The sequence below is a fragment of the Chitinophaga pollutisoli genome (assembly GCF_038396755.1).
In the GTDB taxonomy this organism is placed as follows: Bacteria; Bacteroidota; Bacteroidia; order Chitinophagales; family Chitinophagaceae; genus Chitinophaga; species Chitinophaga pollutisoli.
On record NZ_CP149822.1, the window covers coordinates 4,210,382 to 4,232,650 of the forward strand.

Genomic DNA, 22,269 nt, shown 5'->3' on the forward strand with positions numbered 1-22,269 from the left:
AATGACCGGCAGGGATGGTTTGTTTTGCATGTTGAGCCCGCGCCTGATACCTTATTGTGAACCGTCCGCTGCCGGTCGCCAACCAAATCCCGGACCGTAACATTTTACTGCTCCCGTCCGTTTATTAAGTATACCAGATTTACTGGAACCATCTAAAAAAGTTATACCGTCTTGAAATCTACTCGCCCTATCGGAATATTCAGTCTGCTGCAGATCGTATTACTGGTGTTGATCACCGGGAAGGCACAGTCGCAGGAAGCCGCTCATGACCATGGCAGTATCAGCGCCGCGATTGAATTTGTGGAAAACAAAGGGCAGTGGGCAGACCCCTTCGAGTTCCGGGCCAATCTGGGTGGTGTCAACATATACCTGAAAAAGAACGCCATCCGGATGCTTTTCCTTCATCCGGGAGATATGAAACAAGTGCTGGACAACCAGCACGGGGTTCCGAAAGATATTACCGGCGGCGGGAAGCCTCCGATCATCCACATCGATAAGAAGAAGAACCAGACCCGGGCCATCAGTTCCCCGGTTCCCGGAGACGATTCCCCAGGTGGCGGCGGTAACGGCGGCGGATATGTTCCCGGTCAGGTGAGGGGGCACGCCTACGAGGTGAGTTTCCTGCAGGCCAATCCCAACCCCGTCATCACCGCTTCCAAACCTTCCCGGGAAAATATCAGCTATTTCAGGGGGAAAGACCGCTCCCGCTGGAAATCAGGGATTTCGGCCTACACTTCCGTCCTCTACGAAAATCTTTACCCGAACACCGATATGCAGGTGTATTCCGAAAGCGGCCAGATGAAATACGATTTCATCGTCCGCCCCGGCGGCAACCCCGATGCCATCCGGATGGAATATTCCGGCGCACAGTCGATGAGCTTGAAGAAAGGGAACCTCCATATCCAGACTTCCGTGGGTGAAATCGTGGAACTGATGCCGTTTGCCTACCAGTTCATCGACAACCAGCGTAAGAAAGTGAACGTGCAATACCAGCTGAAAGGTAATACGCTCAGCTTCAAGGTTTCCGGGAGATACGACAACGCCTATCCGCTGGTGATCGATCCGGTAGTGGTATTTGCCACGCTGACCGGTTCGCGCGCCGACAACTGGGGATACACGGCCACGTATGACGATGCCGGTAACTTCTATGGCGGCGGCATCGCGCGTGCGCCCGGATTCCCGACAACTACGGGCGCGATCCAGAGTGCCTTCAGGGGCGGGGATTGTGATATGGCGATCGTGAAATTCAATGCAACCGGCAGCAGGTTATTATACAGCACCTATATCGGCGGAGCCGCCGACGACCAGCCGCATTCCCTGTTCGTGGATGGCGCCGGCAACCTCGTTATTTCCGGGCGGACCAACTCTTCCGACTTTCCTTCGGATAAAACTATCGGGCCCGGCGGCGGAGACAGTCACGATATTGTGGTAGCCAAGATCAATGCCAACGCAACGGACATCATCGGCTGCCTGCGCATCGGCGGAACCGGATTGGACGGCGCCAACATGCGGACGGAGAAAACCGGCCCCATCTACCAGCTGCTGCGCAACTACGGCGACGATGCCCGCAGCGAAGTTGTGCTTGACGGCGCCGGGAATATTTACGTGGCTGGTTGTACCCAGTCTGCCGACTTCCCGACAACCGCGGGCGCGTTCCAACGTACATTTGGCGGCGCCCAGGACGGCGTGGTCATCAAGATCAATCCCAATTGCAGTGATATCATCTGGTCTACCTACCTCGGCGGCAACCAGGCGGATGCGGCTTATGTATTGGCGCTGAATGGCGGCAACTCCATTTATGTGGCCGGTGGAACCGCAAGCAGCAATTTCCCGATGCGGGGAAGTGGCGTGTACAACGCTTACCGAGGCGGGCAGTGCGACGGTTTTATTGCACAATTGTCGGCCGATGGCAGTAACGTCTTGAATTCAACGTTCCTTGGTTCCGACAACGGCCGGGCCGACCAGGTGTATGGCATTCAGCTGGACAGGCTGGGTGATGTATACGTGATGGGCACCACCGAGGGCAACTGGCCGATCCGGCAACCGGCGGGGACGCCTACTTTTTACAATGATAACTCCAGGCAGTTCATCGCCAAATTGCGGCCCAACTTGTCGGCTTTCATATATTCCACAACATTCGGAACGGCGAGTTCTGCACCCAGCATATCGCCGGTGGCGTTCCTGGTGGACCGGTGCCAGAACGTGTATGTGTCTGGATGGGGCGGTGAGCTGAACCATCAATTCCATGCCAACGCCAGTACACGCGGATTGCCGATAACGCCGGATGCGCGGCAGTCGCGGACAGACGGAAGTGATTTTTACTTTTTTGTCATGAAGCGGGACGCGCTGGGCATATTATATGGAACATACTTTGGAGGGTCAGGGTTGTTGGAACACGTAGATGGCGGGACGAGCCGCTTCGACCGTAACGGGGTGATTTACCAGGGGATTTGCGCATCCTGCCAGTTGCGCCCGCCCCGTGTAAGGTTTCCTACGACGGCAGGTTCTTATTATACAGGGATGACGGACGTCTGCAACTTCGGTGCCCTGAAGATCGCCTTCAACCTCGACGGCGTCCGCGCTGGTTTTACAACGCAGGAAAGAAGGCGGAACTATTGCACGCCGGCAAATATCACCTTCCTCGATACCACCAACGTAACAGCCGTCGAATGGATATGGAACTTCGGGGACGGATCGCCGGAAGTAAGGGGGACGAGCCCCACCGTAACTCACGACTATCCCAATGTGGGAGATTACAATGTGCGGCTCGTGAAATATGACCCTGCCAGTTGCAATGTCTATGATACGGCTTTCATGCCCATCCGTGTGCGGAACGACGAGGCTACGGTTTCTTTCACGGAACAGCGGCAACCACCTTGTACCGCGTTGGAATACGAGTTTACGAACAGGTCCACCTGGCCGGCAGGTAAACCGTTTACAGATACTTCCTTTGTCTGGGATTTCGGGGACAATTCGCCGCTGGTGCGGGCAGGTATGGCCAACCAGACGCACAGGTATGCGTCGGAAGGTTTGTATACCGTACGGCTGCGGCTCGTGGATACGAATTATTGCAATGCGCCGGATGAGTATGCTATCCAGTTGCGTGTAGCCGCGAATGTGGTAGCGGCCTTTGCGTCGCCAGACAGCGCCTGCGCTCCCTTCACCGTGCAATTCGATAATATTTCTGCGGGCGGTACGGAGTTTGAATGGGATTTCGGGGATGGAAGCCCCATTTCCAGGGATATCTACCCGACGCATACGTTTACGCAGCCCAACCGTTACCTGGTGACCCTGCGGGCCTACGACCCCAACACCTGCAACCTTCGCGACACCGTGCAGCGCTGGATAACGATCATGCCCGGTCCTACCGCGGCATATACTTACCTGCCTACCAAGGCAGTGGAAAACACGCCCACTACCTTCACCAACCAATCTGTGGACGCGGTACGCTACCGTTGGGACTTCGGCGATGGAAATATTTCCTACGAACCGAACCCCACGCACCAGTACCTCCGGTCCGGCATATACGAAGTTTGCCTCACGGCCTACACCGAGTATGGATGTGAAGACACCGTTTGCCAGGAGGTCCAGGCAATTGTGAATCCCCTGTACGATGTACCTACCGCTTTCTCCCCGAACGGCGACGGCATCAACGACAAGTGGGAGATCAAAGGTTTCGGTATCGTGCGGTATGATATGAAGGTGTTCAACCGCTGGGGCCAGCTGATGTTCCAGTCGAACGACCAGCGTCTGGGATGGGACGGCCGTTTCAACGGCACCGTGCAGCCAATGGACGCGTATGCCTTTGTGTTGAACGTTGAGTTTACGGACGGGAACAAAATCACCAAAACAGGAAACGTAACATTGTTAAGATAAGCGGGTTATGAGAAAAGCAGCGCACTATATTTTCCTCGTTTGTTGCCTCGCGGCAGCCTTCCCGGCGGCCGCGCAAGATTTGCATTTTTCGCAGTTCTTCAATTCACCCTTGTCTACCAACCCGGCTAATACCGGATTTATTCCGGACGGCAACTACCGGATCGGTATTAATTACCGCAACCAATGGGCCACGATCCCCGTGCCGTACAAGACCATGTCGGCATTCGGTGATTTCCAGCTCCTGCGCGACCGGCTTACTTACGGCTGGGTGGGCGTGGGCGGTATGATCATGCGCGACGTAGCGGGCAGCGGCAACCTGACGAGCACCAAGGCATACGGGTCCGTGGCTTACCACCAGCTCCTCGGCCAGAGCAGCCTGCTTTCTGCGGGCTTCAACGTCGGGTATGCCGATAAGCGGGTGGATCTGAGCAAGCTCACGTTCGGCTCGCAATGGAATGGTAATTTTTTCGATTCGCAGATGTTTTCGGGAGAACCGTTTACTTCCGCATCCGTAGGTTACCTCGACCTGCAGGTAGGGATGAATTATGCGTTCTTCCCCAACGAGCTCGTATATGTGAACGGCGGCTTTTCGGTACATCACATTAACACGCCCCGCGAGTCTTTCTACGACGGCAACAATAAAATCGACCGCCGCTATATCGGCTTCCTCAACGCCAGCCTGAAAATGAGTGACAAGGTGATCCTTAATCCCGGCGCATATTATTCCCGCCAGGCCAACGTCAGCGAAACGATGCTGGGCGCTTATGCGGCATATAATCTATCCGGCGACGGTACCCAGCAACTTTTCGGCGGCGCCTATTACCGGCTGAAGGATGCGGCGGCGTTGCTGGTAGGGTACCAGGTATCCAATTTCAGGCTGATGTTCAACTACGACGTTACTACCAGCGCGCTTTCAGCGGCCAACAAACGCCAGGGCGCCTACGAACTTAGCCTGTTATACGTTGGGCTGTATCCCAACCGGAGCTTCTCCCACGCCAAACGATATACGCTCTGCCCGTCATTTTGATAAAGAATTCGTTCATGTTGAACGGCCGACGGGAAAAAACAGATAAATTAGCCTTGCAAAAAATTGGAGCACATGAAAAGGATTTGCCTGATAGCTGCGGTATTCCTGCTTTCCATGCAGGCGGTAATGGCCCAATCGCCCTACCGGGTGGATACGGCACGCGGTTTCGACCCGTCGAAACTGATGGTGGGAGGGAACTTCGGATTCGCGTTCGGGAACTATTCGCTGGTGAACGTGTCGCCGATGATTGGTTATCGCTTCAGCCCGAAAGCCGCGGCGGGCATCAGCATCAATGCACAATTCACCTGGGAGAAATACCGGGAGGGAAGCTACGAAGTAAAAAATAATTACACCATTCTCGGTGGTGGTATCTGGGGCCGGTATTACCCGCTCGAAATGTTGTTCGTACATGCCCAACCGGAATATAATTCCATCAGCTACAAAAAACAGATTTACTCAGATCCGCGGCAATCCTTTAAAGAACGTTACGGCGCGCCCAGCCTCCTGCTCGGCGGTGGCTACGCCCAACCCATCGGCGGCAACTCCGCACTGGTGATCATGCTGCTCTACGATGTATTGCAGGACGAAAACTCCCCTTACCGCAACCGCCCTGTATTTTCCGTCGGTGGGAACTTCGGCTTTTAAAATCTCCGTTAAGAGTTAATTATTACTAAACTTTTATTTACAAATACTGCTATATTTGTTGCATGTACCAGCAAGCAGATACCGCAGTAATCGGCGCAGGCATCGTTGGCCTGGCCACCGCATATCATCTTGCCCTGAAAGGTAAGAAGGTGGTGGTTTTTGAACGCAATCCCCGCGCCCTGGGCGCTTCGTTCCGCAATTTCGGCCTCTTCTGGACGCTGGGGCAAAGGCAGGGGCACATCTACGACCGCGCGCTGTACGGCCGTTCCATATGGCAACACGTAGCGAAGGCGTCGGGGCTCACTTTGGAAGAAAACGGTTCCATGCTGCTGGCATATCATGCCGACGAAGCCGGCGTCATGGAAGAATTCGCCCAAAGCACCGGTATCCAATGCGAACTGCTGACCCCTCTAGCCGCACGTGCCCGCAGCGGGGCCTTCCGGCCGGAAGGGCTCAAAGCCGCTTTGTACAGTCCGCTCGAAATGACGGTTAACCCCCGCGAAGCCGGCGCCCGCCTGGCTGCATGGCTCGAAAGTGCCCATGGCGTTACGTTCCGGTACAATACGCCCGTCAACGGTATCCAGCTGCCGCACATCGAAACAAAAGACGAAAATTGGAAAGTGGACCGCGTGTACGTGTGCAGCGGCTATGATTTTGAAACGCTGTATCCCGCAGTTTTCGCTTCAGCGCCCCTCACGCGGTGCAAGCTCCAGATGCTCCGCACCGTTCCCCAACCCGATGGCTGGAAGCTGGGCCCGGCGCTGGTTACGGGCATGTCGATGCTGCATTATCCGTCTTTCGCGCATTGTCCGGGCCTGGCGGCCGTGAAGCAGCGCGTGGAAGCCACATTGCCGGAATACGTGAAATACGGCATCCATCTTATGGTAACACAAAACGGAGCAGGGGAGCTTTCACTCGGCGATTCCCATGAATACGGCTGGGAGGTAGACCCCTTCGACAAGGAGCACATTTCCCGCCTCATCCTTCAGTTCATCAACACTTTCCTCCACGCGCCCACCCTGGATATCCAGGAGCGCTGGCATGGCATATACCCGAAACTCACCAACGGCGAACACGATCTCGTACTGCACCCGGAGCCCGGCGTCACCATCGTCAACGGGCTCGGAGGAGCCGGCATGACGCTCTCATTCGGCCTCGCGCGCGACGTGACCGCCGTGGAATGATTTCCCGTATTTGTGATAAGCAACAAGGACCTGCTCTTCAGCCGGTCCTTTTTTTGTGCGATTTTAACCCTGAAATCCCTATTTTTAGTTGTTTAAAACATATCTGCATCCTGATGTCGCCAATATCGCCAGGGCTTTTCGTCCTTTTTATTGCCAGCTATTTTATCCTGCTCCTGATGGTTTCTTACTTCACCACCCGAAAGGTGGACGAGCAGTCGTATTTCATCGGCAACCGTAATTCCGTGTGGTATCTCGTCGCCATCGGGATGATCAGCGATTCGCTTTCCGGTGTTACTTTCATCTCCGTTCCGGGCAAAGTGGAAGTCGCTTCTTTTTCTTACCTGCAAACGATCCTTGGGTATATCCTCGGCTACGTGGTGATTGCCACGGTGCTGCTGCCCCTGTATTATAACCGCAACCTCACGTCCATTTACACTTACCTGCAGCAACGCTTCGGGCCGGTGACGCAGAAAACGGGCGCGATGTTCTTCATCCTGTCGAGGCTGGTAGGCGCTGCGGCGCGCCTGTTCCTCGTGGCCGGCGTGTTACAGCTGTTCGTCTTCGACTATTACAACATACCATTCGCTTTATCCGTGTCGATCATGATCCTGCTGATGCTGGTGTATACCTATCGCGGTGGGATTAAAACCCTGGTGTGGACCGACGCGATGCAATCCACCTTCCTGCTCCTGGCCGTGGTGCTCACCATCTTTGTAATCTGCCGCGATCTCAACTGGGGGCTGGGCGACCTGGTGAGCAACGTAGTGAGCAGCCCGCATTCCCGCACGTTTTTCTGGGATTGGAAGGCGAGCAATTTCTTTCCTAAAGAATTTTTCGGCGGGATGATGATCGCGGTAACGATGACCGGGCTCGATCAGAACATGATGCAGAAAAACCTCAGCTGCCGCAGCCTGAAGGAAGCGCAGAAGAATATTTATTCCTTCAGCATCATGCAGCTCGTGGTGAACGTGTTTTTCCTCAGCCTGGGGATCCTGTTGTACCAATACCTGCACGCCAACAACATCCCGATGCCGCTGACGGCGAAAGGCGCGCCGGCTACCGACCAGGTATTTCCCTTGCTGGCCTTGCAGCACCTGGGCACTTTCGCTTCCGTGATTTTTATCGTGGGGCTGACGGCGGCCACGTTCTCCAGTGCAGATAGTGTGCTGACCACGCTCACGACTTCATTTTATATCGATATTCTCGGTTACCCGACTGACGGGATCGACGCGCGCCGCAAGCGGATCAAGAACATGATCCATATCGGGTGCGCGGTGGCGTTATTACTCACGATCTTATTGTTCAGGGAATTCAACAACGACGCGATCATCGATTCCGTGCTGTTCCTCGCCACGATCACCTACGGGCCGATGTTGGGGCTTTTCGCCTTCGGGATTCTGAACAAGCGGCCCATTCTCGATTATGGCTCCCTCATCGTGTGCCTCATCGCGCCGCTGCTTTGCTTCTTCCTGAAACAGTATTCTGCGGAATGGCTCGGCGGGTATAAATTCGGCAACGAGTTGCTGATCGTAAACGGTTTGTTTACGTATATAGGTTTGTGGTTGTTTTCCCGGAAGAAGGCGGACGCCCTGCCCGCATTGCAGTAAAAAATGTAGATTACAATACCAAAACGCATAGCAGATGAATGATTCGTTAAAGAATTTGAAAATGCGCGACTGGACGGAAACGAAAGCGCATTCCAGCTGGCAGATTTTCAAGATTATGGCCGAATTCGTGGAAGGATTTGAAGCCCTCGCCAAGATTGGTCCCTGTATTTCGATATTCGGTTCCGCCCGTACCCGTTCCGGCAACCTGTATTATGAACTGGCTTGTGAAATTGCGAAGCGCCTCGCGGAAGAAGGCTTCGGCATCATCTCCGGCGGCGGTCCCGGCATTATGGAAGCTGCCAACAAAGGCGCGCAACTGGCCGACGGTACCAGCGTAGGCCTCAACATCACCCTGCCGCACGAACAATACGCCAACCCTTATCTCGACCGCGATAAAAGCCTCAACTTCGATTACTTCTTCGTGCGCAAAGTCATGTTCACGAAATATTCCCAGGGCTTCGTGATGATGCCTGGCGGATTCGGCACGATGGATGAATTCTTCGAAGTAGCTACCCTCATCCAAACGAAGAAGATGACGGAAACCCCCTTGGTGCTCGTCGGCAAAGAATATTGGAGCGGTTTGCTCGAATGGATCGACACCACGATGATGAAAAAAGAAAGCAATATCCACCCCGAAGACCTCAACCTCCTGAAGGTGTTCGACACGGCAGACGAAGTGGTGGAATACTTCCGCGTGTTCTACGCTTCCAACAAACTCCGGCCCAATTTTTAGATTATTTTTATGTTATATACACATGAATAATATTCATGATTGATTTTGAAATTGCATATATATTTATAAAGCCACAGCCTATTGAGGACCATTGAACGAATTATATATGGTCAAAAGTTGTGTCTATTAATGGTTAACATGGGTAAAGAGCCTGGTATTACTATCAGGCTCGATTTATTTTCAGTCCTTCACATATATCGCATTTACTTGATAATTGCTTAGGTTTGCAAAAAAATACGGCATGGAGGTAATACCCGGGGATATACAGGCGTTTGCAGAGAAGTACACCACACGTGAAGCCGATCTGCTGTATCGCCTCCACAGGGAAACCTACCTGAAAGTGGATCAGCCGCATATGCTGAGCGGGCACGTGCAAGGTGTTTTTTTGTCGATGGTCAGCCACATGATGCGGCCGCGCCGTATCCTTGAAATCGGGACTTACACCGGGTATTCAGCCATTTGCCTGGCGCAGGGGCTCGCGGAAGACGGTATGCTGCATACCATCGATGTGAATGAAGAGCTGGAAGACATGGCGGCGCGTTATATCGCAGAAGCCGGTCTTACCCAGAAAATCTCCCAGCATATCGGAAAAGCGGCGGAGATCATCCCGCAACTGGATGAGATTTTCGACCTGGTTTTCATAGATGCGGACAAGGCCGGTTATGGAATGTACTTCGATATGGTGTGGGAGAAGCTGCGGCCCGGAGGGTTTATGCTGGCCGACAACGTATTGTATCACGGTGAAGTAGTACTGCCCGAAACCGAACAGAGCAACAATGCCAAAGCCATGATCCGCTTCGTGGAAAAGGCACTGGCCGACGAGCGCGCAGAAACCCTGCTGCTTACCCTGCGCGATGGCGTACAGCTCATCCGCAAAAAATAACAAGACCCATTAAATTCAATATATAATGCAAGTGAAGTCATACTGCCTGGCAATCTGTTTGCTGCTTGGCGGAGCCATACGAAGCGCCGCACAGAACATCAGCACCCAACAGTACATCGACACGTACAAAATCATCGCGATAGAAGAGATGCGCCGTTCCGGCGTGCCGGCCGCCATCAAGCTCGCGCAGGGGATCCTGGAAACGCAGTCCGGCAACAGCTGGCTGGTGCAGAACAGCCACAACCACTTCGGTATTAAATGCAAGAATAACTGGACGGGCCCTTCCGTAGCGTATGACGACGACGAACGGGGCGAGTGTTTCCGCAAATACGGATCTCCGCAAGAATCCTGGAAAGACCACTCCGAATTCCTCCGCAACAATCCCCGCTACAAATTCCTGTTCGACCTTAACCCGAACGATTACAAGGCATGGGCATACGGGTTGAAGACGGCAGGTTACGCCACCAGCCGCACCTATCCGCAGCAACTCATACAACTCATCGAAACTTACCAGCTTCAGCAATACACCGACATCGCCATGGGCAAAGGCGATATCCGGGCGAAAGACGTATTTGCCGGAGACCCCGGTTCCTACGCCCCCGCGCAGCAGCCGAAAACTACCCGCCCCGTGGTAGCCACCGCGGCACCCGTCAAAAAGTACCCGGAATCAGGCGTGTTCCGCATCAACAATCGCAAAGCCATCTATGTTAAAAAAGGAACGGCGCTCATCCAGGTTGCGAGCGCGAATGATATCCGCCTCAGTTCTTTACTCAAATACAATGACCTCCCGGCAGACGCGCCCCTGGAAAAGGACATGGTCATCTTCCTCCAGGGCAAAAGCAAGCGCGGCAGTAACGATTTCCATATCGTGGCCCCCGGCGAATCCCTGCACGACATTTCCCAGGCCGAAGGCGTGCAGCTCCGCTGGTTACGCCGCCGCAACAAACTCGAGGAAGGCGAACAACCCGCGGCAGGGGAACGCATCGCGCTGGATGGCTATGCTTCCGCGAAGCCCCGCCTCGGCAGCAATTCCGTCGCGATTGTGGATGAGCACGAAGACCTGAAGCCCCGCGAAATCATCCGGGACATCAAAAAGGAAATCGAGAAAGCCTCCGCGCAGGCGCCTGTAGCCGAAAACAGACCGGCCACCCCGCCGCCCGCTCCAGAGAAAACTTCCCAGTCGCTGCCCCCCGGCATGATCGAAGACCTCAAAAAAGCAGGCGCGCAAACCTCCGGCCGCGAACAATACCACACCGTTGGCGAAAAGGAAACTTTGTACGGCATTTCCCGCCGCTACGGCTGCACCGTCTCGCAACTCCAGGAATGGAACAACCTGCAGGACAACGGCATCAAAATCGGCCAGCAACTGGTCGTGAAAAAATAACCGCTAAACCGCTTACATACAATGATCCAGGTACATGATAAAAAGTTCGTCCCTTATATCGCTGAGGAGAAACTGCAGGCGCGCATCCGGGAAATGGCGCAACAGATCAGCCTCGACCTCGAAGGGAAAAAACCACTTTTTATCGCCATCCTCAACGGATCGTTCATGTTCGCCGCCGATATCTTCAAACACCTGACCATCGAGGCGGAAATCTCCTTTATCAAACTTGCTTCCTACAAAGGCACCAAGTCAACCGGCAACGTCATTACCGCCATCGGGCTCGACGAGGACCTCTACGGCCGCACTGTAGTGATCCTCGAAGATATCGTGGATACCGGGAAGACGCTCAGCCAGTTCCTTCCCCAGCTGGAGCACCAGCAGCCCGAAAAACTCATGGTGGTTTCGCTGCTCACCAAGCCGGAAGCCATGACGCATCCCGTCCATATCGACTACCTCGGTTTTTCCGTTCCCAACAAATTTCTGCTCGGTTACGGCCTCGATTACGATGGCCTGGGCCGTAATCTCCCCGAAATCTACCAGCTGGCCGAGTAATTTTCAGCCGTTGCGGCCGCCGGATCAAAGAATTGCGTAAATTTATATATCGGTGTATGTAAAATATTTCGATGTATAAACTCCTCATGTTGTTTCTTTGCGCAAGCTGGAGCATGAGCGGAGTGGCGCAACAGCGAAAAGTGGTGACCGGTGCGGTGCAGGATAGCCTCCGGCACGACCCGGTCAAAGGCGTGAGGGTCACCGCATGGCCGGATACTGTTTCCGTACAGACGAATCAATACGGTTTATTCAGATTGGAAGTTTCCGGCAGCAGCACCCACCTGGTATTCTACCATCCCGGATACGCACGTAAATTTGTGCCGCTTCAGCATGACCGCATGCTCATCGAATTGAGCCCCCTGAAGAAAATTCCCGATGCCAGCAACGATATTGCCCAGGCAAAAGCCCGTGCGCGCTATGCCCACAGCACCAATCCCAATTACAGCAACCTCGGCGTCGCGATCACCAACTTTTATGACGAAACGTATGGCCGCCTCTACGAAAATAAATTCGTGGATGCCGGTAAAAAGCCTGTGTCCGACTTTGCCCTGGACGTGGACCGCGCTGCCTATAGCAATATGCGCCGCTTCGCCCGGCTGAAACAACCCGTGCCCGTGGATGCCGTCCGCATCGAAGAAATGCTGAACTATTTCCATTACAGCTACCCTTTGCCGCGACAAGATTCCCTCTTCGCCATGTACAGTCATTACACCGACTGCCCCTGGGAGCCGCGGCATAACCTGTTCCAGGTAGCGGTGCGGGCAAAGCGGATCGAGACCGACAGCCTCCCGGCCAGCAATCTCGTGTTCCTGATCGACTGCTCCGGCAGTATGGGCACGCCCAATAAACTTCCTTTGCTCCAGGCTGCCTTCCGGGTGCTGGTGAACAATCTCCGGCCGCGGGATAAAGTAGCCATCGTTGCTTATGCGGGTACGCCTGGACTGGTGCTCCCCTGCACGCCCGGTAATCAAAAGGAAAAGATCCTTCAATCTATCGATTACCTGAGCGCCGGCGGCGCTACCGGGGGAGAAGCCGCTATCAAAATGGCTTATAAAATCGCTATGGAAAACTTCATCCGAGGCGGCAATAACCGGGTGATCATGGCCACCGACGGCGACTTCAACGTAGGCCAAACCAGCGACCAGGATATGGAAGACCTGATCGCCATGCAGAAAGAAGGCGGCGTTTTGCTGACCTGCCTCGGCTTCGGGATGAAGGATTACAAGGATTCGAAACTGGAAACCCTTGCCAGCAAAGGCAACGGGAACTTCGCGTATATCGACGACCTGGAGGAAGCCAATAAAGTTTTTGCCCGGGAGTTCGGTTCCACGCTGTTCACCATCGCGCGCGACGTGCATGCCCAGGTGACTTTCGACCCGAGGCGCGTGAAGGCTTATCGCTTGCTGGGGTATGAAAATAAAATTCTCAAGGATGATAATTTCGATAGCCTGAAAGTGACCGGCGGGATCGTGGGCTCGGGGCATTGCGTAGTGGCGATGTACGAGATCACACCTGTGCATCCTGATCCTGGGGGAGCCCTCGCCACGGTATCGCTCACTTACCGGCCCGACGGTGATCCGCAAACATACCGCCTCGAAGAAACGATGAATATAAAAGTCACCCGCTTCCATGAGTCTTCAGATGATTGCAGGTTTGCCGCTTCGGTGGGGCTGTTCGGCATGCTGCTGCGCAAATCCCAATACGCCGGAAAAGGTAATACCGATATGGTCACACGCATCGCGAAACACGCATTGGGCCCCGATCCCGGGGGTATCGCAGGGAGTTTTTAAAACTGATTAAGCAGCTGAAAAAGAATACGGAGTGGCTGAAGTAAGGTTATGGTACCGCCGGACCTTCGGAAGGTTTTGATCTCCATGAAAAGGCACCGATGAGCATTCCGGCGATGCTCCACAACAATCCCACAAACAGCGGCGGCGTCGTTGTTTCCATCCATTCCGCGTAAATATATCCTGCCGTTCCCAGCACGATCGAGAGGTTGGCGCCCATTTCGTTAGCGCGTTTCCAGTACAATCCCGCCGTGAGCGGTACGAATAAAGACACAAGGCTCAGTACGGAAGAAGTAGCCACCAGTTGGTAAATATCCTGCGAAGCAAAGGCCATGGCAATAGCGATGGCGGATACCGCCACTACAGAAAGCCGGATGATAAGCAGGAACTTTTTATCGCTGATACTGCGGAAGAATGGTTTAACGAGATTCTCGCCCAGCACGGTGGCCGGCGCAAGGATGGCGCCACTGGTCGTGCTCATGATGGCGGAAAGCAGCGCGCCGAAAAAGAGGATTTGGATGAAGAGGTTGCCGTGCTGCATTACCATATCGGGCAGGATGGTGGAAGTATCGGCGGCGCCGAGATCCGGGTAAAGCTGTTGGGCGCAGAGTACGATCAGCAGCGGCAGGGAGCCGATCACCAGGTACATCAGTGCGCCGAGGTAGGAGCTGTATTGCGCTACCCGCTCACTTTTGGAACTCATCAGTCTTTGAAAAACATCCTGCTGCGGAATGGAGCCTAGCCCAATCGTGAACCATGCCGCCATATAGTGCAGCCAGCTGTTCCAGTCGCGGTCGGGGAAGAAGCGGAAAGTGCCCGCAGGAGCGCGATCCACAACTGTCGAGATGCCTCCCGCCGCATCCACCACGATGTAGGTAATGACGAGAATGCCCACGATGATCATGATGGTCTGGATGAAATCAGTAACCGAAACCGACCACATCCCGCCCATGTAAGTATAGCCCATGACGATCATCCCGCTGGTGATCATGGCAGTTTCAACGGAAATGCCCATCACGGTATTGATCACGATTCCCATGGCTACGATCTGCGCTGCGATCCAGCCGAAGTAGGAGGGGATCATGAGTAATGCGGACACGATTTCCGCCTTCCTGCCAAACCGTACCCTGAAATAGTCGCAGAAAGTGAGCACGTTCTGGCGGTACAGCTTCCGCGCGTAAAACAATCCCACCAGCAACAGGCACAACGACGCCCCGAACGGATCTTCTATCACACCGATCAAACCATGCTGCGCAAACTCGCTCGTAGCCCCCAGCATCGTTTCCGAACCGAACCAGGTCGCGAAGATCACACAAGTGCTGATGCCTAACGGCAGGCTGCGCCCCGCTACGATGAAGTCGCCGGCGCTCTTAACCTTCCGCGCCGCCCAACGGCCGATGAGGATGGTGATGAGCAGGTAAACGAGTACAAACGCCGTGAGCATAGGATCTTATTTGATGATGCGGAAGCAATGCCGTTGCAGCTTCCCCTGGAAATCGAACGGGATGGTTTGTGCGGTGATGTTTTTGATGGAAGATGCTTCAATCGCCGGCTCATCCAGCTCGAAGCGGCGGAGGTTATTGCTGAAATACAGCACGCCGTCTTTCTTCATCGCCATCAGCACCTTATTGATCAGCGTCACGTGGTCGCGCTGTATGTCGAGGAAATCTTTCATCCGCTTGCTGTTGGAGAACGTTGGCGGATCCATTATCACCAGGTCGAACGTATTGATCTTCAGATCATCGAGGTATTGTAAAACGTCGGCATGCACGTAATGGTGCTTGGCGGGATCATAGATACCGTTCAGCTCCATATTGTCTTCGGCCCATTTGAGATAGGTTTTGGAAAGATCCGCGGAAGTGACGGAAGCCGCCCCGCCCGCGGCGGCATACACGGAAAAAGAACCGGTATAGCAGAAGAGGTTGAGCACGTGCTTGTCTTTCGATTCTTCCCGTACCATATGCCGCGTAATGCGGTGGTCGAGGAAAAGGCCGGTGTCGAGGTAATCGGACAGGTTCACTTTGAAGTTGAGCCCGTCTTCCTTCGCCACGATTTCGGCTTTCTCGATACTGATTTTTTCGTACTGGCTCTGCCGGTCAGTTTTCCGCTGTCGTGTGCGCAGGAAGATATCTTCCCGGGGCGCGTTCAGGACGTTGCCCACACGCTGCACGCTGCGCTCCAGCCAATCATCGTATGCGTCGTCGTCCATTCCGTGGGAGCTGAGGTATTCGGCGACAGATACCTTGTCTTCATACAGCTCGATAATGAGGGGGAATTCCGGCAGGTCGCGGTCGTAGAGGCGGAAGCAGGAGATTCCCTGCCGCCTGGCGGTCTTGGCGAGATGCTTGTACACTTTAGCCAGCCGGTTTTCGAACATCTGGTACTTATCGGACATAATCGTGTGCAAATATGCGATTTTCCCGCCGGATGCGCCAGCCCGGGGCTAAAAAGCAACAGCCAGAACGGTGTTCGTTCCGGCTGTTGCTAATATGGTCGATGAAAAGGATCAGCTGAAAATATCCTTCACCTTCTCGAAGAATCCTTTTTCGGATTTTTCGGGGTTGGGTTTGAAGTTGCCGGAATCCTGCATTTTTTCCAGCATGGATTTCTCTTCCGCGGTCAGCGTCTGGGGTGTCCAAACATTCACCTGGATGAGCTGATCGCCTTTTTCGTAGCTGTTGACGGAAGGGAATCCTTTGCCTTTCAGCCGGAAGATTTTCCCGCTTTGCGTGCCCGGCGGCACCTTGATCTTGGCTTTCCCATCAATAGTGGGTACTTCGAGCTGGATGCCGAAGGCGGCATCAGGAAAGGAGATGTGCAGATCGAAGGCAACGTTGAGACCGTCGCGCTGCAGTTCCGGATGCGGTTCTTCTTCCACGAGGATGAGCAAATCTCCGGGGGCGCCGCCGCGTTCGCCGGCGTTGCCTTTCCCGCTCATGGAAAGCTGCATGCCTTCCATTACGCCGGCTGGGATATCGATCGATACGGTTTCTTCGCCGTACTGACGCCCTTCGCCTTTGCAGGAGGTGCATTTATTGGTGATGATCTGTCCTTCGCCGTTGCAGGTGGGGCAGGTGGTAACGGTTTGCATCTGCCCGAGGAAGGTTTGGGTCACTTTACGGACCTGGCCGGAACCGTGGCAGGTGGTGCAGGACTGGAAGGCGTTTTTGTCTTTCGCTCCGAGGCCGGTGCAGGTATTGCAGGTTACGTATTTCTTTACTTTGATTTTCTTATTGGAGCCTTTGGCGATCTCTTCGAAGTTGAGTTTGATCTTTACGCGGAGGTTGCTGCCGCGGGTGCCCCGCTGCCGCCTTCCGCCACCGCCGCCTCGCTGGCCGCCGCCACCGAAGAAGCTGCCGAAGATGTCTTCTCCGAAAATATCTCCGAAGTTGGAGAAGATATCGTCCATATTCATATGGCCGCTGCCGCCGTAGCCGCCGCGGTTGCCCATGCCGGCATGTCCGAAGCGGTCGTATTGCGCGCGTTTGTCCGGGTCGCTGAGCACTTCATATGCTTCCGCCGCTTCCTTGAATTTCTCTTCCGCTTCCTTATTGCCGGGGTTACGGTCGGGATGGAACTGCATCGCCACCTTGCGGTAAGCTTTTTTGATTTCATCCTGGGACGCGGTTTTGGAAACCCCTAATATTTCGTAAAAATCTCTTTTGGTGGACATGTTTATACACTTGAAAAGCCCATTCCGGTGGAACAGGCTATGAAAATTCTATAGACGGGCATGCTTGCTGTCACAACGTCATTTACCCACCACCACGCGGGCGTGACGGATGATTTTGTCGTTGAGATAGTACCCTTTTTGCAATACGTCGATCACTTTTCCTTTCAGATCTTCGGTAGGAGCGGGGATCTCGGTAACGGCTTCATGGAGGTCCGGGTTAAATTCCTCGTGCAGGGATTCCATGGCTTTGAGGCCTTTGGATTGCAGGATGTTTTGGAATTTGTTGAATACCAGCATTACGCCTTCAGCGGCGGCGCCGGATTCGCCGGAAGTTTCCAGTTGTTTGGTCGCTCTTTCGGAATCGTCGAGCACATCAAGGAGGGCAACGATGACTTCTTTGTTGGCAGTATTGATCAGTTCGATGCGCTCTTTGGCGTTTCTTTTCCTGAAATTATCGAAATCTGCGTTCAGCAGCAGGTATTTTCTGCGTAATTCGTCGAGTTCTCCGCGCAGTTTATCCGCTTCGTCGGCTTCCGGCAGGGCGTCGTTCAAATGAGTGGAACCGCTTTGGTTTTCATCGGAATTGATGTCCATATTCGGATTTTCCTGCCCATTTGCCTGCATTTCTTTATCTTTTTCTGTCATAATCGTACAAATTGTCTGCATGTACCCCTCGTCAAGAACTTTGCCAAGCCGGGTTTGCGGGACAATTTGGCAGGGAAACGAAGGATTCCCTGCATTTTGTACCTTTGCGCTCCAATAACAAGCAATGACCAAGGTATTTCTGAAGAAAAAGATAGCAAACCGCGTACTCACAGGGCATCCCTGGGTTTTCGGCAACGAAGTGGGCCACATCGAAGGGGAAGTGAATGCCGGGGATATCGTGGATGTGTTCACGCACAACGGCATTTTCGTGGGCAGGGGCTACATCAATCCCCAATCCCAGATCCTCGTGCGCCTGCTCACCCGCGACCGCAACGAAACCATCAACGAAGGCTTTTTCCATAACCGCCTCCGCAAAGCCTGGGAATACCGTAAAAAGCTCGGATACGTGGAAAACTGCCGCCTTATCTTCGGCGAAGCCGACGAAATGCCGGCCCTCATCATCGACAAATTCAACGATTACTTCGTCATCCAGACCATGGCCCTGGGCATCGACCGCTGGAAGCCCGCCATCGTGGACGCCCTCAACGATATCTTCAAGCCCAAAGGCATCTATGAGCGCAACGACGTACCCGTCCGCGAACTGGAGGGCCTGGAGCAAAAGAAAGGTTTCCTCAGCGAGCCCTTCGATACCAATATCATCATCAACGAAAACGGCCTTAAGTTCCATGTGGATATTGTCGGCGGACAAAAAACCGGTTATTTCCTCGACCAGCAGGATAACCGCCGCGCCATCCAGCATATTGTAAAAGGGGCCGATGTCCTGGAAGCATTCTGTTATACCGGCACTTTCTCCTGCCACGCCGGGTACTATGGTGCGAAAAGCGTGTTGGGGCTGGACATTTCCGAGCACGCCGTGAATACGGCCCGCCGGAACGCGGAGCTGAACGGGCTGCAGGATATTTGCAAATTCCAGGCGGTGAACGCTTTCGACCAGCTGAAGCAATGGACCCGCGAAGAGCGCAAGTTCGACGTGGTTATCCTCGATCCGCCGGCCTTTACCAAGAGCCGCGAAAACATCCAGAAAGCCATTACCGGTTACAAGGAGATCAACCTGCGCGGTATGAAGCTGCTCAAGCCCGGGGGCTTCCTCGTGACAGCCAGCTGCACCAACCTGGTGGACCCCTCCATGTTCCTGGAAACCATCGATATGGCGGCGAAGGATGCGCGTAAAAAGCTCCGGCAGGTCACTTTCCAGACCCAGGCGCAGGACCACCCCATCCTCTGGAACATCGAAAACACCACTTACCTGAAGTTTCTCATCGTGGAAGTGCAATAGGCACCGCCACCCGGACAAGCATACTTTTAAAAAAGACCGCGGAGCCATCCGTGGTCTTTTTTTAGCCTCAAAAGCAGGGGGAATGTATATAAACCAGGGGTAAAGAAGGGTAAAGGAAAGGGTACTTCATTGATAATCAGTATATAAAGGTGCCTGGAAGTATTCCGCTATATACCTTTGATATACAGTAACCCCTAAGTATACCTTCAGTAAACCCTTAGTAAGTATACCGTTAGTATGCATTATCATGTCCTGAAAAACAATGCAAACTGCCATAAAGCGGTAGCGGCTTCCGGTAGATTTTTACGGTTTTAAGGAGCGACCCTTGCCTGATTGGTTTTTAGGCAGGATCTTTTTGATCTCTTTGATATCGGCAAGATCCTGGCTCCGCCCGGTAGCCTGTTTGTTTTTTAGCAGGTCTTGCAGCCCTATAAAGGATAATTCCAGACCGTCGTCAAGCCTTATCTGTTGCCGGTTTTTCTTCGCTGCTGAGAACGCTACACCATCGATGCTGTTGAGAATGTCAATCCGCAGCGGAGGTTGGCCAATTTGATTAGTGTACCCTTCTTTCAAAAAATCTTCTTTTTCAAAGCCAAGAGCGGCCATGCCGAAATCAGCAATTACCTTGAGCATTCTTCCGGCATTCGTCGGAGAAACGTTGATCCAGATATCCAAATCTCCGGTATGGCGGGGTTTACCATGAAATGCGAGGGCATAACCGCCTACCACCATGTAGTCTACCTTGTGCTTATTGAGCAGGGTTACAAAATCTTCAAAATCTTTCGCCAAAATCATGGTTTCAACGTTTTTCTGCTTACAACAGTTTTGTCCAGACGGGGATTTTTACCAAGGGATTGTGCGATGATGAAGGTTACAGCTTTCAGCCTTTGGGATGGGGACTGGTTCAGCCAGTATTCCCAGTCACGGGTAGTATCATCTGCCTCGCTGAGGGCAACTTTCCGGGCAACCGGTACTATCATACGGCCGGCAGGAACCGGTGAGGCAGCTTGTTTCGGTTGGCCCAAAACATTTTTCCGCTCCACCCGCACTTCCTTGTTTTCAAATGGGACTTTCCCCTTGCTTAAGTAATTATTGAGCGTATTGTAGTTGTATTCCGGATAGCTCAGGCAGAAGATCTTCAGATTAGAAAAGACCTCAAACGTTTGCTCAGCCCTGTTTTTCCAAAACACTACAATTACTCTTTTATTTGTGACCGGTGAAGACATGCACGAATTTAACAAATATTCGTTAAATATTGGTCATCCGTGGTGGTTTTAGGAATGAGTTACTTATGTAAAAACACGCGCTCTTAAAGGTGAAATTATAGTTTCGAAGCAATGCAAAAAGGCCGGCAGCGCATCATGCACTACCGGCCTTTTTTTATCTTGAAAATTCCTACGCTTAATTTTATTTGACGACGTTGAACTTACCCGATTCCACCAGCGTACCGTCCTTTTCACGCAGCTGGAAGATGTAAAGGCCGCTGTAGTAATTGTCCAGCGGGAGCGCCGTGCGGTTGGCAAGATTCTTCAGGTGATCCACCTTCTTGCCCAGGAAATTGTATACAATAATTTCGTAAACCCTGTCGTTATTACGCTGAATTTCGAAATATATCTTCGTCGTAGCGGGATTGGGGTACGCCTTCACCACCTTATTTGCATTCTCACCCTCTGGTCCGGAACCGGACGGCAGGGATGATTTGCTTTGGGACCAGGCCGGAAGGGTCGAGGCGCACAACAAAGTAAATAGGATGAGCGTAAAGGTTTTTAACATAGTACCCAAAGATATAAATTTTTTTAAATATTTCCCAAATATCGAAGGTTTGGTTGCTATATAAAGATAACAAACGGTCTGCCAACTTGTGCAATTTATCCCCGCTTTTTTCACAAATTTTAACGTTTTTAACAATTTTTTCCCGCGCCGCCCGTTGCCGCGTCAGAAACTCGGGCAGGTTACGCTATTAAGCGTTGAATTCCAGCGATTTAAGAAACTCTTGAAAACCATAGACACTTCGAAGCCTCCCATCGCCCGGCTCGCCGTCGTTAACCGGCTCACATTTACATCGTAACTCACCCCAATTTCCCAGGCCCCCATATCGAGGCGAAACATCGGCACTATGGCGTCGTTCCACCGGTAAAACAAGCCCCCGTACATCCCCCTGTCCGATTCCAGCCCCTCATCCATCAACCCATACCCCACAAACGCCCCGCCGATAAACTCCGAATACGCCCCCTGGTGCACCTGATTGTAATGCGCGATCACCCGCACCCTTTCCGACACCGGCACCGTTATCCCCATATTGAAACTCATCTTCGCCTCCAGCGTCACCTTGTCATCGTTGAAAAACGAAACTTTCGGCTTGTTGAAATGGTAATATGCCGCCCCGATGAAATAATTCGTTGCCTCACCCAGTACGCCGTTGTAACTCATCCCCACACCCGCATCCCAATACCCGTAACCGATCTTCGCCAGCCGGCCTTCCTCGCCCGTAGGCGCCGCCGGATCGAATCGCCCGCCCGTATATTGGTTGTTGAACGTCAAGTGCGCGGGGTTGAACTGCCGCTGCACATATCCTCCCATAAATCCCACCGACAAAAAACTGCTCTTGTCCTCACTCAGCGATTTATGGTAATTGAGCGCCGGCAAAAACTGGACAGACTGCAAATTGGACGCGCCCGCCCGGTCGAACGACGCCTGGATACCCGCCGTCACGTGGTCGTTGTAATTGCCCACCGGAAATTTCATCTCCCCACTCACCGTACCGGTCTGGTACGGGATCGTGACGCTGTTCCATTGGTTTCGGTAGACCGCCTGGAAGCGTACGTCGCCCTTGAAAAGTCCGATGAGCGCGGGGTTTCGGAGAATGGGCGTTTCCATGAACTGGGATAGATGAATGTCCTGCGCGCACAACGGCAACCCGATCAGTGCGAGTACTCCGCTTAACCAATATTTCTTCATGCTTTGCAGCTTTTTCAT

The 22,269-nt window shown here is 53.3% G+C and carries 19 protein-coding genes; 11 read left to right on the forward strand and 8 right to left on the reverse strand.

Annotation, left to right across the window (positions count from 1 at the left end):
* Window positions 1-171 precede the first annotated feature (171 nt).
* The 10 genes from WJU16_RS17670 to WJU16_RS17715 all read left to right on the forward strand — a co-directional run bounded on the left by WJU16_RS17670 (window position 172) and on the right by WJU16_RS17715 (window position 13,681).
* Window positions 172-3,876 carry a PKD domain-containing protein gene (locus WJU16_RS17670; RefSeq protein WP_341834778.1) on the forward strand — a complete coding sequence of 1,235 codons (3,705 nt, stop codon included), beginning with the start codon at window positions 172-174 and terminating at the stop codon, window positions 3,874-3,876.
* A gap of 7 nt (window positions 3,877-3,883) precedes the next feature.
* Entirely contained in the window at window positions 3,884-4,903 is a 1,020-nt protein-coding gene (locus WJU16_RS17675; protein ID WP_341834779.1) for a PorP/SprF family type IX secretion system membrane protein, read from the forward strand.
* Between the two features lie 72 nt (window positions 4,904-4,975).
* Entirely contained in the window at window positions 4,976-5,548 is a 573-nt protein-coding gene (locus tag WJU16_RS17680) for a hypothetical protein (RefSeq protein WP_341834780.1), read from the forward strand.
* A 62-nt stretch (window positions 5,549-5,610) separates the two neighbouring features.
* Window positions 5,611-6,732, forward strand: a complete 1,122-nt coding sequence (locus tag WJU16_RS17685; protein WP_341834781.1) for a TIGR03364 family FAD-dependent oxidoreductase — start codon at window positions 5,611-5,613, stop codon at window positions 6,730-6,732.
* A 113-nt stretch (window positions 6,733-6,845) separates the two neighbouring features.
* A complete protein-coding gene (locus WJU16_RS17690; RefSeq protein WP_341834782.1) occupies window positions 6,846-8,339 on the forward strand; it encodes a sodium:solute symporter in 1,494 nt (497 codons plus the stop codon).
* Between the two features lie 34 nt (window positions 8,340-8,373).
* On the forward strand, window positions 8,374-9,072 hold the full coding sequence (locus WJU16_RS17695) for a TIGR00730 family Rossman fold protein (RefSeq protein ID WP_341834783.1): 699 nt from the start codon (window positions 8,374-8,376) through the stop codon (window positions 9,070-9,072).
* Window positions 9,073-9,313: 241 nt separating this feature from the next.
* Complete coding sequence (locus WJU16_RS17700; RefSeq protein WP_341834784.1) at window positions 9,314-9,955, forward strand: O-methyltransferase; 642 nt, start codon at window positions 9,314-9,316, stop codon at window positions 9,953-9,955.
* A 25-nt stretch (window positions 9,956-9,980) separates the two neighbouring features.
* Complete coding sequence (locus tag WJU16_RS17705) at window positions 9,981-11,339, forward strand: glucosaminidase domain-containing protein (RefSeq protein WP_341834785.1); 1,359 nt, start codon at window positions 9,981-9,983, stop codon at window positions 11,337-11,339.
* A gap of 21 nt (window positions 11,340-11,360) precedes the next feature.
* The gene (gene hpt / locus WJU16_RS17710) at window positions 11,361-11,891 is read left to right on the forward strand and encodes a hypoxanthine phosphoribosyltransferase (protein ID WP_341834786.1); all 531 of its coding nucleotides are present in this window, start codon (window positions 11,361-11,363) and stop codon (window positions 11,889-11,891) included.
* A 71-nt stretch (window positions 11,892-11,962) separates the two neighbouring features.
* On the forward strand, window positions 11,963-13,681 hold the full coding sequence (locus WJU16_RS17715) for a VWA domain-containing protein (RefSeq protein ID WP_341834787.1): 1,719 nt from the start codon (window positions 11,963-11,965) through the stop codon (window positions 13,679-13,681).
* A 46-nt stretch (window positions 13,682-13,727) separates the two neighbouring features.
* On the opposite strand, the gene WJU16_RS17720 is transcribed toward WJU16_RS17715, so the two are convergent.
* The 4 genes from WJU16_RS17720 to WJU16_RS17735 form a co-directional block, all read right to left on the reverse strand.
* Complete coding sequence (locus tag WJU16_RS17720; RefSeq protein WP_341834788.1) at window positions 13,728-15,122, reverse strand: sodium:solute symporter family protein; 1,395 nt, start codon at window positions 15,120-15,122, stop codon at window positions 13,728-13,730.
* A 6-nt stretch (window positions 15,123-15,128) separates the two neighbouring features.
* On the reverse strand, window positions 15,129-16,085 hold the full coding sequence (locus WJU16_RS17725; protein ID WP_341834789.1) for a class I SAM-dependent methyltransferase: 957 nt from the start codon (window positions 16,083-16,085) through the stop codon (window positions 15,129-15,131).
* 99 nt (window positions 16,086-16,184) lie between these two features.
* Window positions 16,185-17,351, reverse strand: coding sequence for a molecular chaperone DnaJ (dnaJ, locus tag WJU16_RS17730; RefSeq protein WP_341834790.1), 1,167 nt, complete (start codon window positions 17,349-17,351; stop codon window positions 16,185-16,187).
* A gap of 78 nt (window positions 17,352-17,429) precedes the next feature.
* Complete coding sequence (locus WJU16_RS17735; protein WP_341834791.1) at window positions 17,430-17,996, reverse strand: nucleotide exchange factor GrpE; 567 nt, start codon at window positions 17,994-17,996, stop codon at window positions 17,430-17,432.
* Between the two features lie 124 nt (window positions 17,997-18,120).
* Between WJU16_RS17735 and WJU16_RS17740 the strand changes: the two genes are divergently transcribed.
* Window positions 18,121-19,293, forward strand: coding sequence for a class I SAM-dependent rRNA methyltransferase (locus tag WJU16_RS17740; RefSeq protein WP_341834792.1), 1,173 nt, complete (start codon window positions 18,121-18,123; stop codon window positions 19,291-19,293).
* 303 nt (window positions 19,294-19,596) lie between these two features.
* Here WJU16_RS17740 and WJU16_RS17745 read toward each other — a convergent pair whose 3' ends face one another.
* The 4 genes from WJU16_RS17745 to WJU16_RS17760 all read right to left on the reverse strand — a co-directional run bounded on the left by WJU16_RS17745 (window position 19,597) and on the right by WJU16_RS17760 (window position 22,269).
* Window positions 19,597-20,088, reverse strand: a complete 492-nt coding sequence (locus WJU16_RS17745) for a hypothetical protein (RefSeq protein WP_341834793.1) — start codon at window positions 20,086-20,088, stop codon at window positions 19,597-19,599.
* Window positions 20,085-20,519, reverse strand: a complete 435-nt coding sequence (locus WJU16_RS17750; RefSeq protein ID WP_341834794.1) for a hypothetical protein — start codon at window positions 20,517-20,519, stop codon at window positions 20,085-20,087. The genes WJU16_RS17745 and WJU16_RS17750 overlap by 4 nt, the downstream gene beginning before the upstream one ends.
* A gap of 181 nt (window positions 20,520-20,700) precedes the next feature.
* Entirely contained in the window at window positions 20,701-21,066 is a 366-nt protein-coding gene (locus tag WJU16_RS17755) for a T9SS type A sorting domain-containing protein (RefSeq protein ID WP_341834795.1), read from the reverse strand.
* 162 nt (window positions 21,067-21,228) lie between these two features.
* Window positions 21,229-22,269, reverse strand: a complete 1,041-nt coding sequence (locus WJU16_RS17760) for a PorP/SprF family type IX secretion system membrane protein (RefSeq protein WP_341834796.1) — start codon at window positions 22,267-22,269, stop codon at window positions 21,229-21,231.

Bases quoted from the DNA above. Each gene is read 5' to 3' on its own strand.
- WJU16_RS17675 (WP_341834779.1), top strand. From the start codon at position 3,884: ATGAGAAAAGCAGCGCACTATATTTTCCTCGTTTGTTGCCTCGCGGCA.
- WJU16_RS17680 (WP_341834780.1), top strand. From the start codon at position 4,976: ATGAAAAGGATTTGCCTGATAGCTGCGGTATTCCTGCTTTCCATGCAG.
- WJU16_RS17685 (WP_341834781.1), top strand. From the start codon at position 5,611: ATGTACCAGCAAGCAGATACCGCAGTAATCGGCGCAGGCATCGTTGGC.
- WJU16_RS17690 (WP_341834782.1), top strand. From the start codon at position 6,846: ATGTCGCCAATATCGCCAGGGCTTTTCGTCCTTTTTATTGCCAGCTAT.
- WJU16_RS17695 (WP_341834783.1), top strand. From the start codon at position 8,374: ATGAATGATTCGTTAAAGAATTTGAAAATGCGCGACTGGACGGAAACG.
- WJU16_RS17700 (WP_341834784.1), top strand. From the start codon at position 9,314: ATGGAGGTAATACCCGGGGATATACAGGCGTTTGCAGAGAAGTACACC.
- WJU16_RS17705 (WP_341834785.1), top strand. From the start codon at position 9,981: ATGCAAGTGAAGTCATACTGCCTGGCAATCTGTTTGCTGCTTGGCGGA.
- hpt (WP_341834786.1), top strand. From the start codon at position 11,361: ATGATCCAGGTACATGATAAAAAGTTCGTCCCTTATATCGCTGAGGAG.
- WJU16_RS17715 (WP_341834787.1), top strand. From the start codon at position 11,963: ATGTATAAACTCCTCATGTTGTTTCTTTGCGCAAGCTGGAGCATGAGC.
- WJU16_RS17720 (WP_341834788.1), bottom strand. From the start codon at position 15,122: ATGCTCACGGCGTTTGTACTCGTTTACCTGCTCATCACCATCCTCATC.
- dnaJ (WP_341834790.1), bottom strand. From the start codon at position 17,351: ATGTCCACCAAAAGAGATTTTTACGAAATATTAGGGGTTTCCAAAACC.
- WJU16_RS17735 (WP_341834791.1), bottom strand. From the start codon at position 17,996: ATGACAGAAAAAGATAAAGAAATGCAGGCAAATGGGCAGGAAAATCCG.
- WJU16_RS17740 (WP_341834792.1), top strand. From the start codon at position 18,121: ATGACCAAGGTATTTCTGAAGAAAAAGATAGCAAACCGCGTACTCACA.
- WJU16_RS17745 (WP_341834793.1), bottom strand. From the start codon at position 20,088: ATGATTTTGGCGAAAGATTTTGAAGATTTTGTAACCCTGCTCAATAAG.
- WJU16_RS17750 (WP_341834794.1), bottom strand. From the start codon at position 20,519: ATGTCTTCACCGGTCACAAATAAAAGAGTAATTGTAGTGTTTTGGAAA.
- WJU16_RS17755 (WP_341834795.1), bottom strand. From the start codon at position 21,066: ATGTTAAAAACCTTTACGCTCATCCTATTTACTTTGTTGTGCGCCTCG.
- WJU16_RS17760 (WP_341834796.1), bottom strand. From the start codon at position 22,269: ATGAAAAAGCTGCAAAGCATGAAGAAATATTGGTTAAGCGGAGTACTC.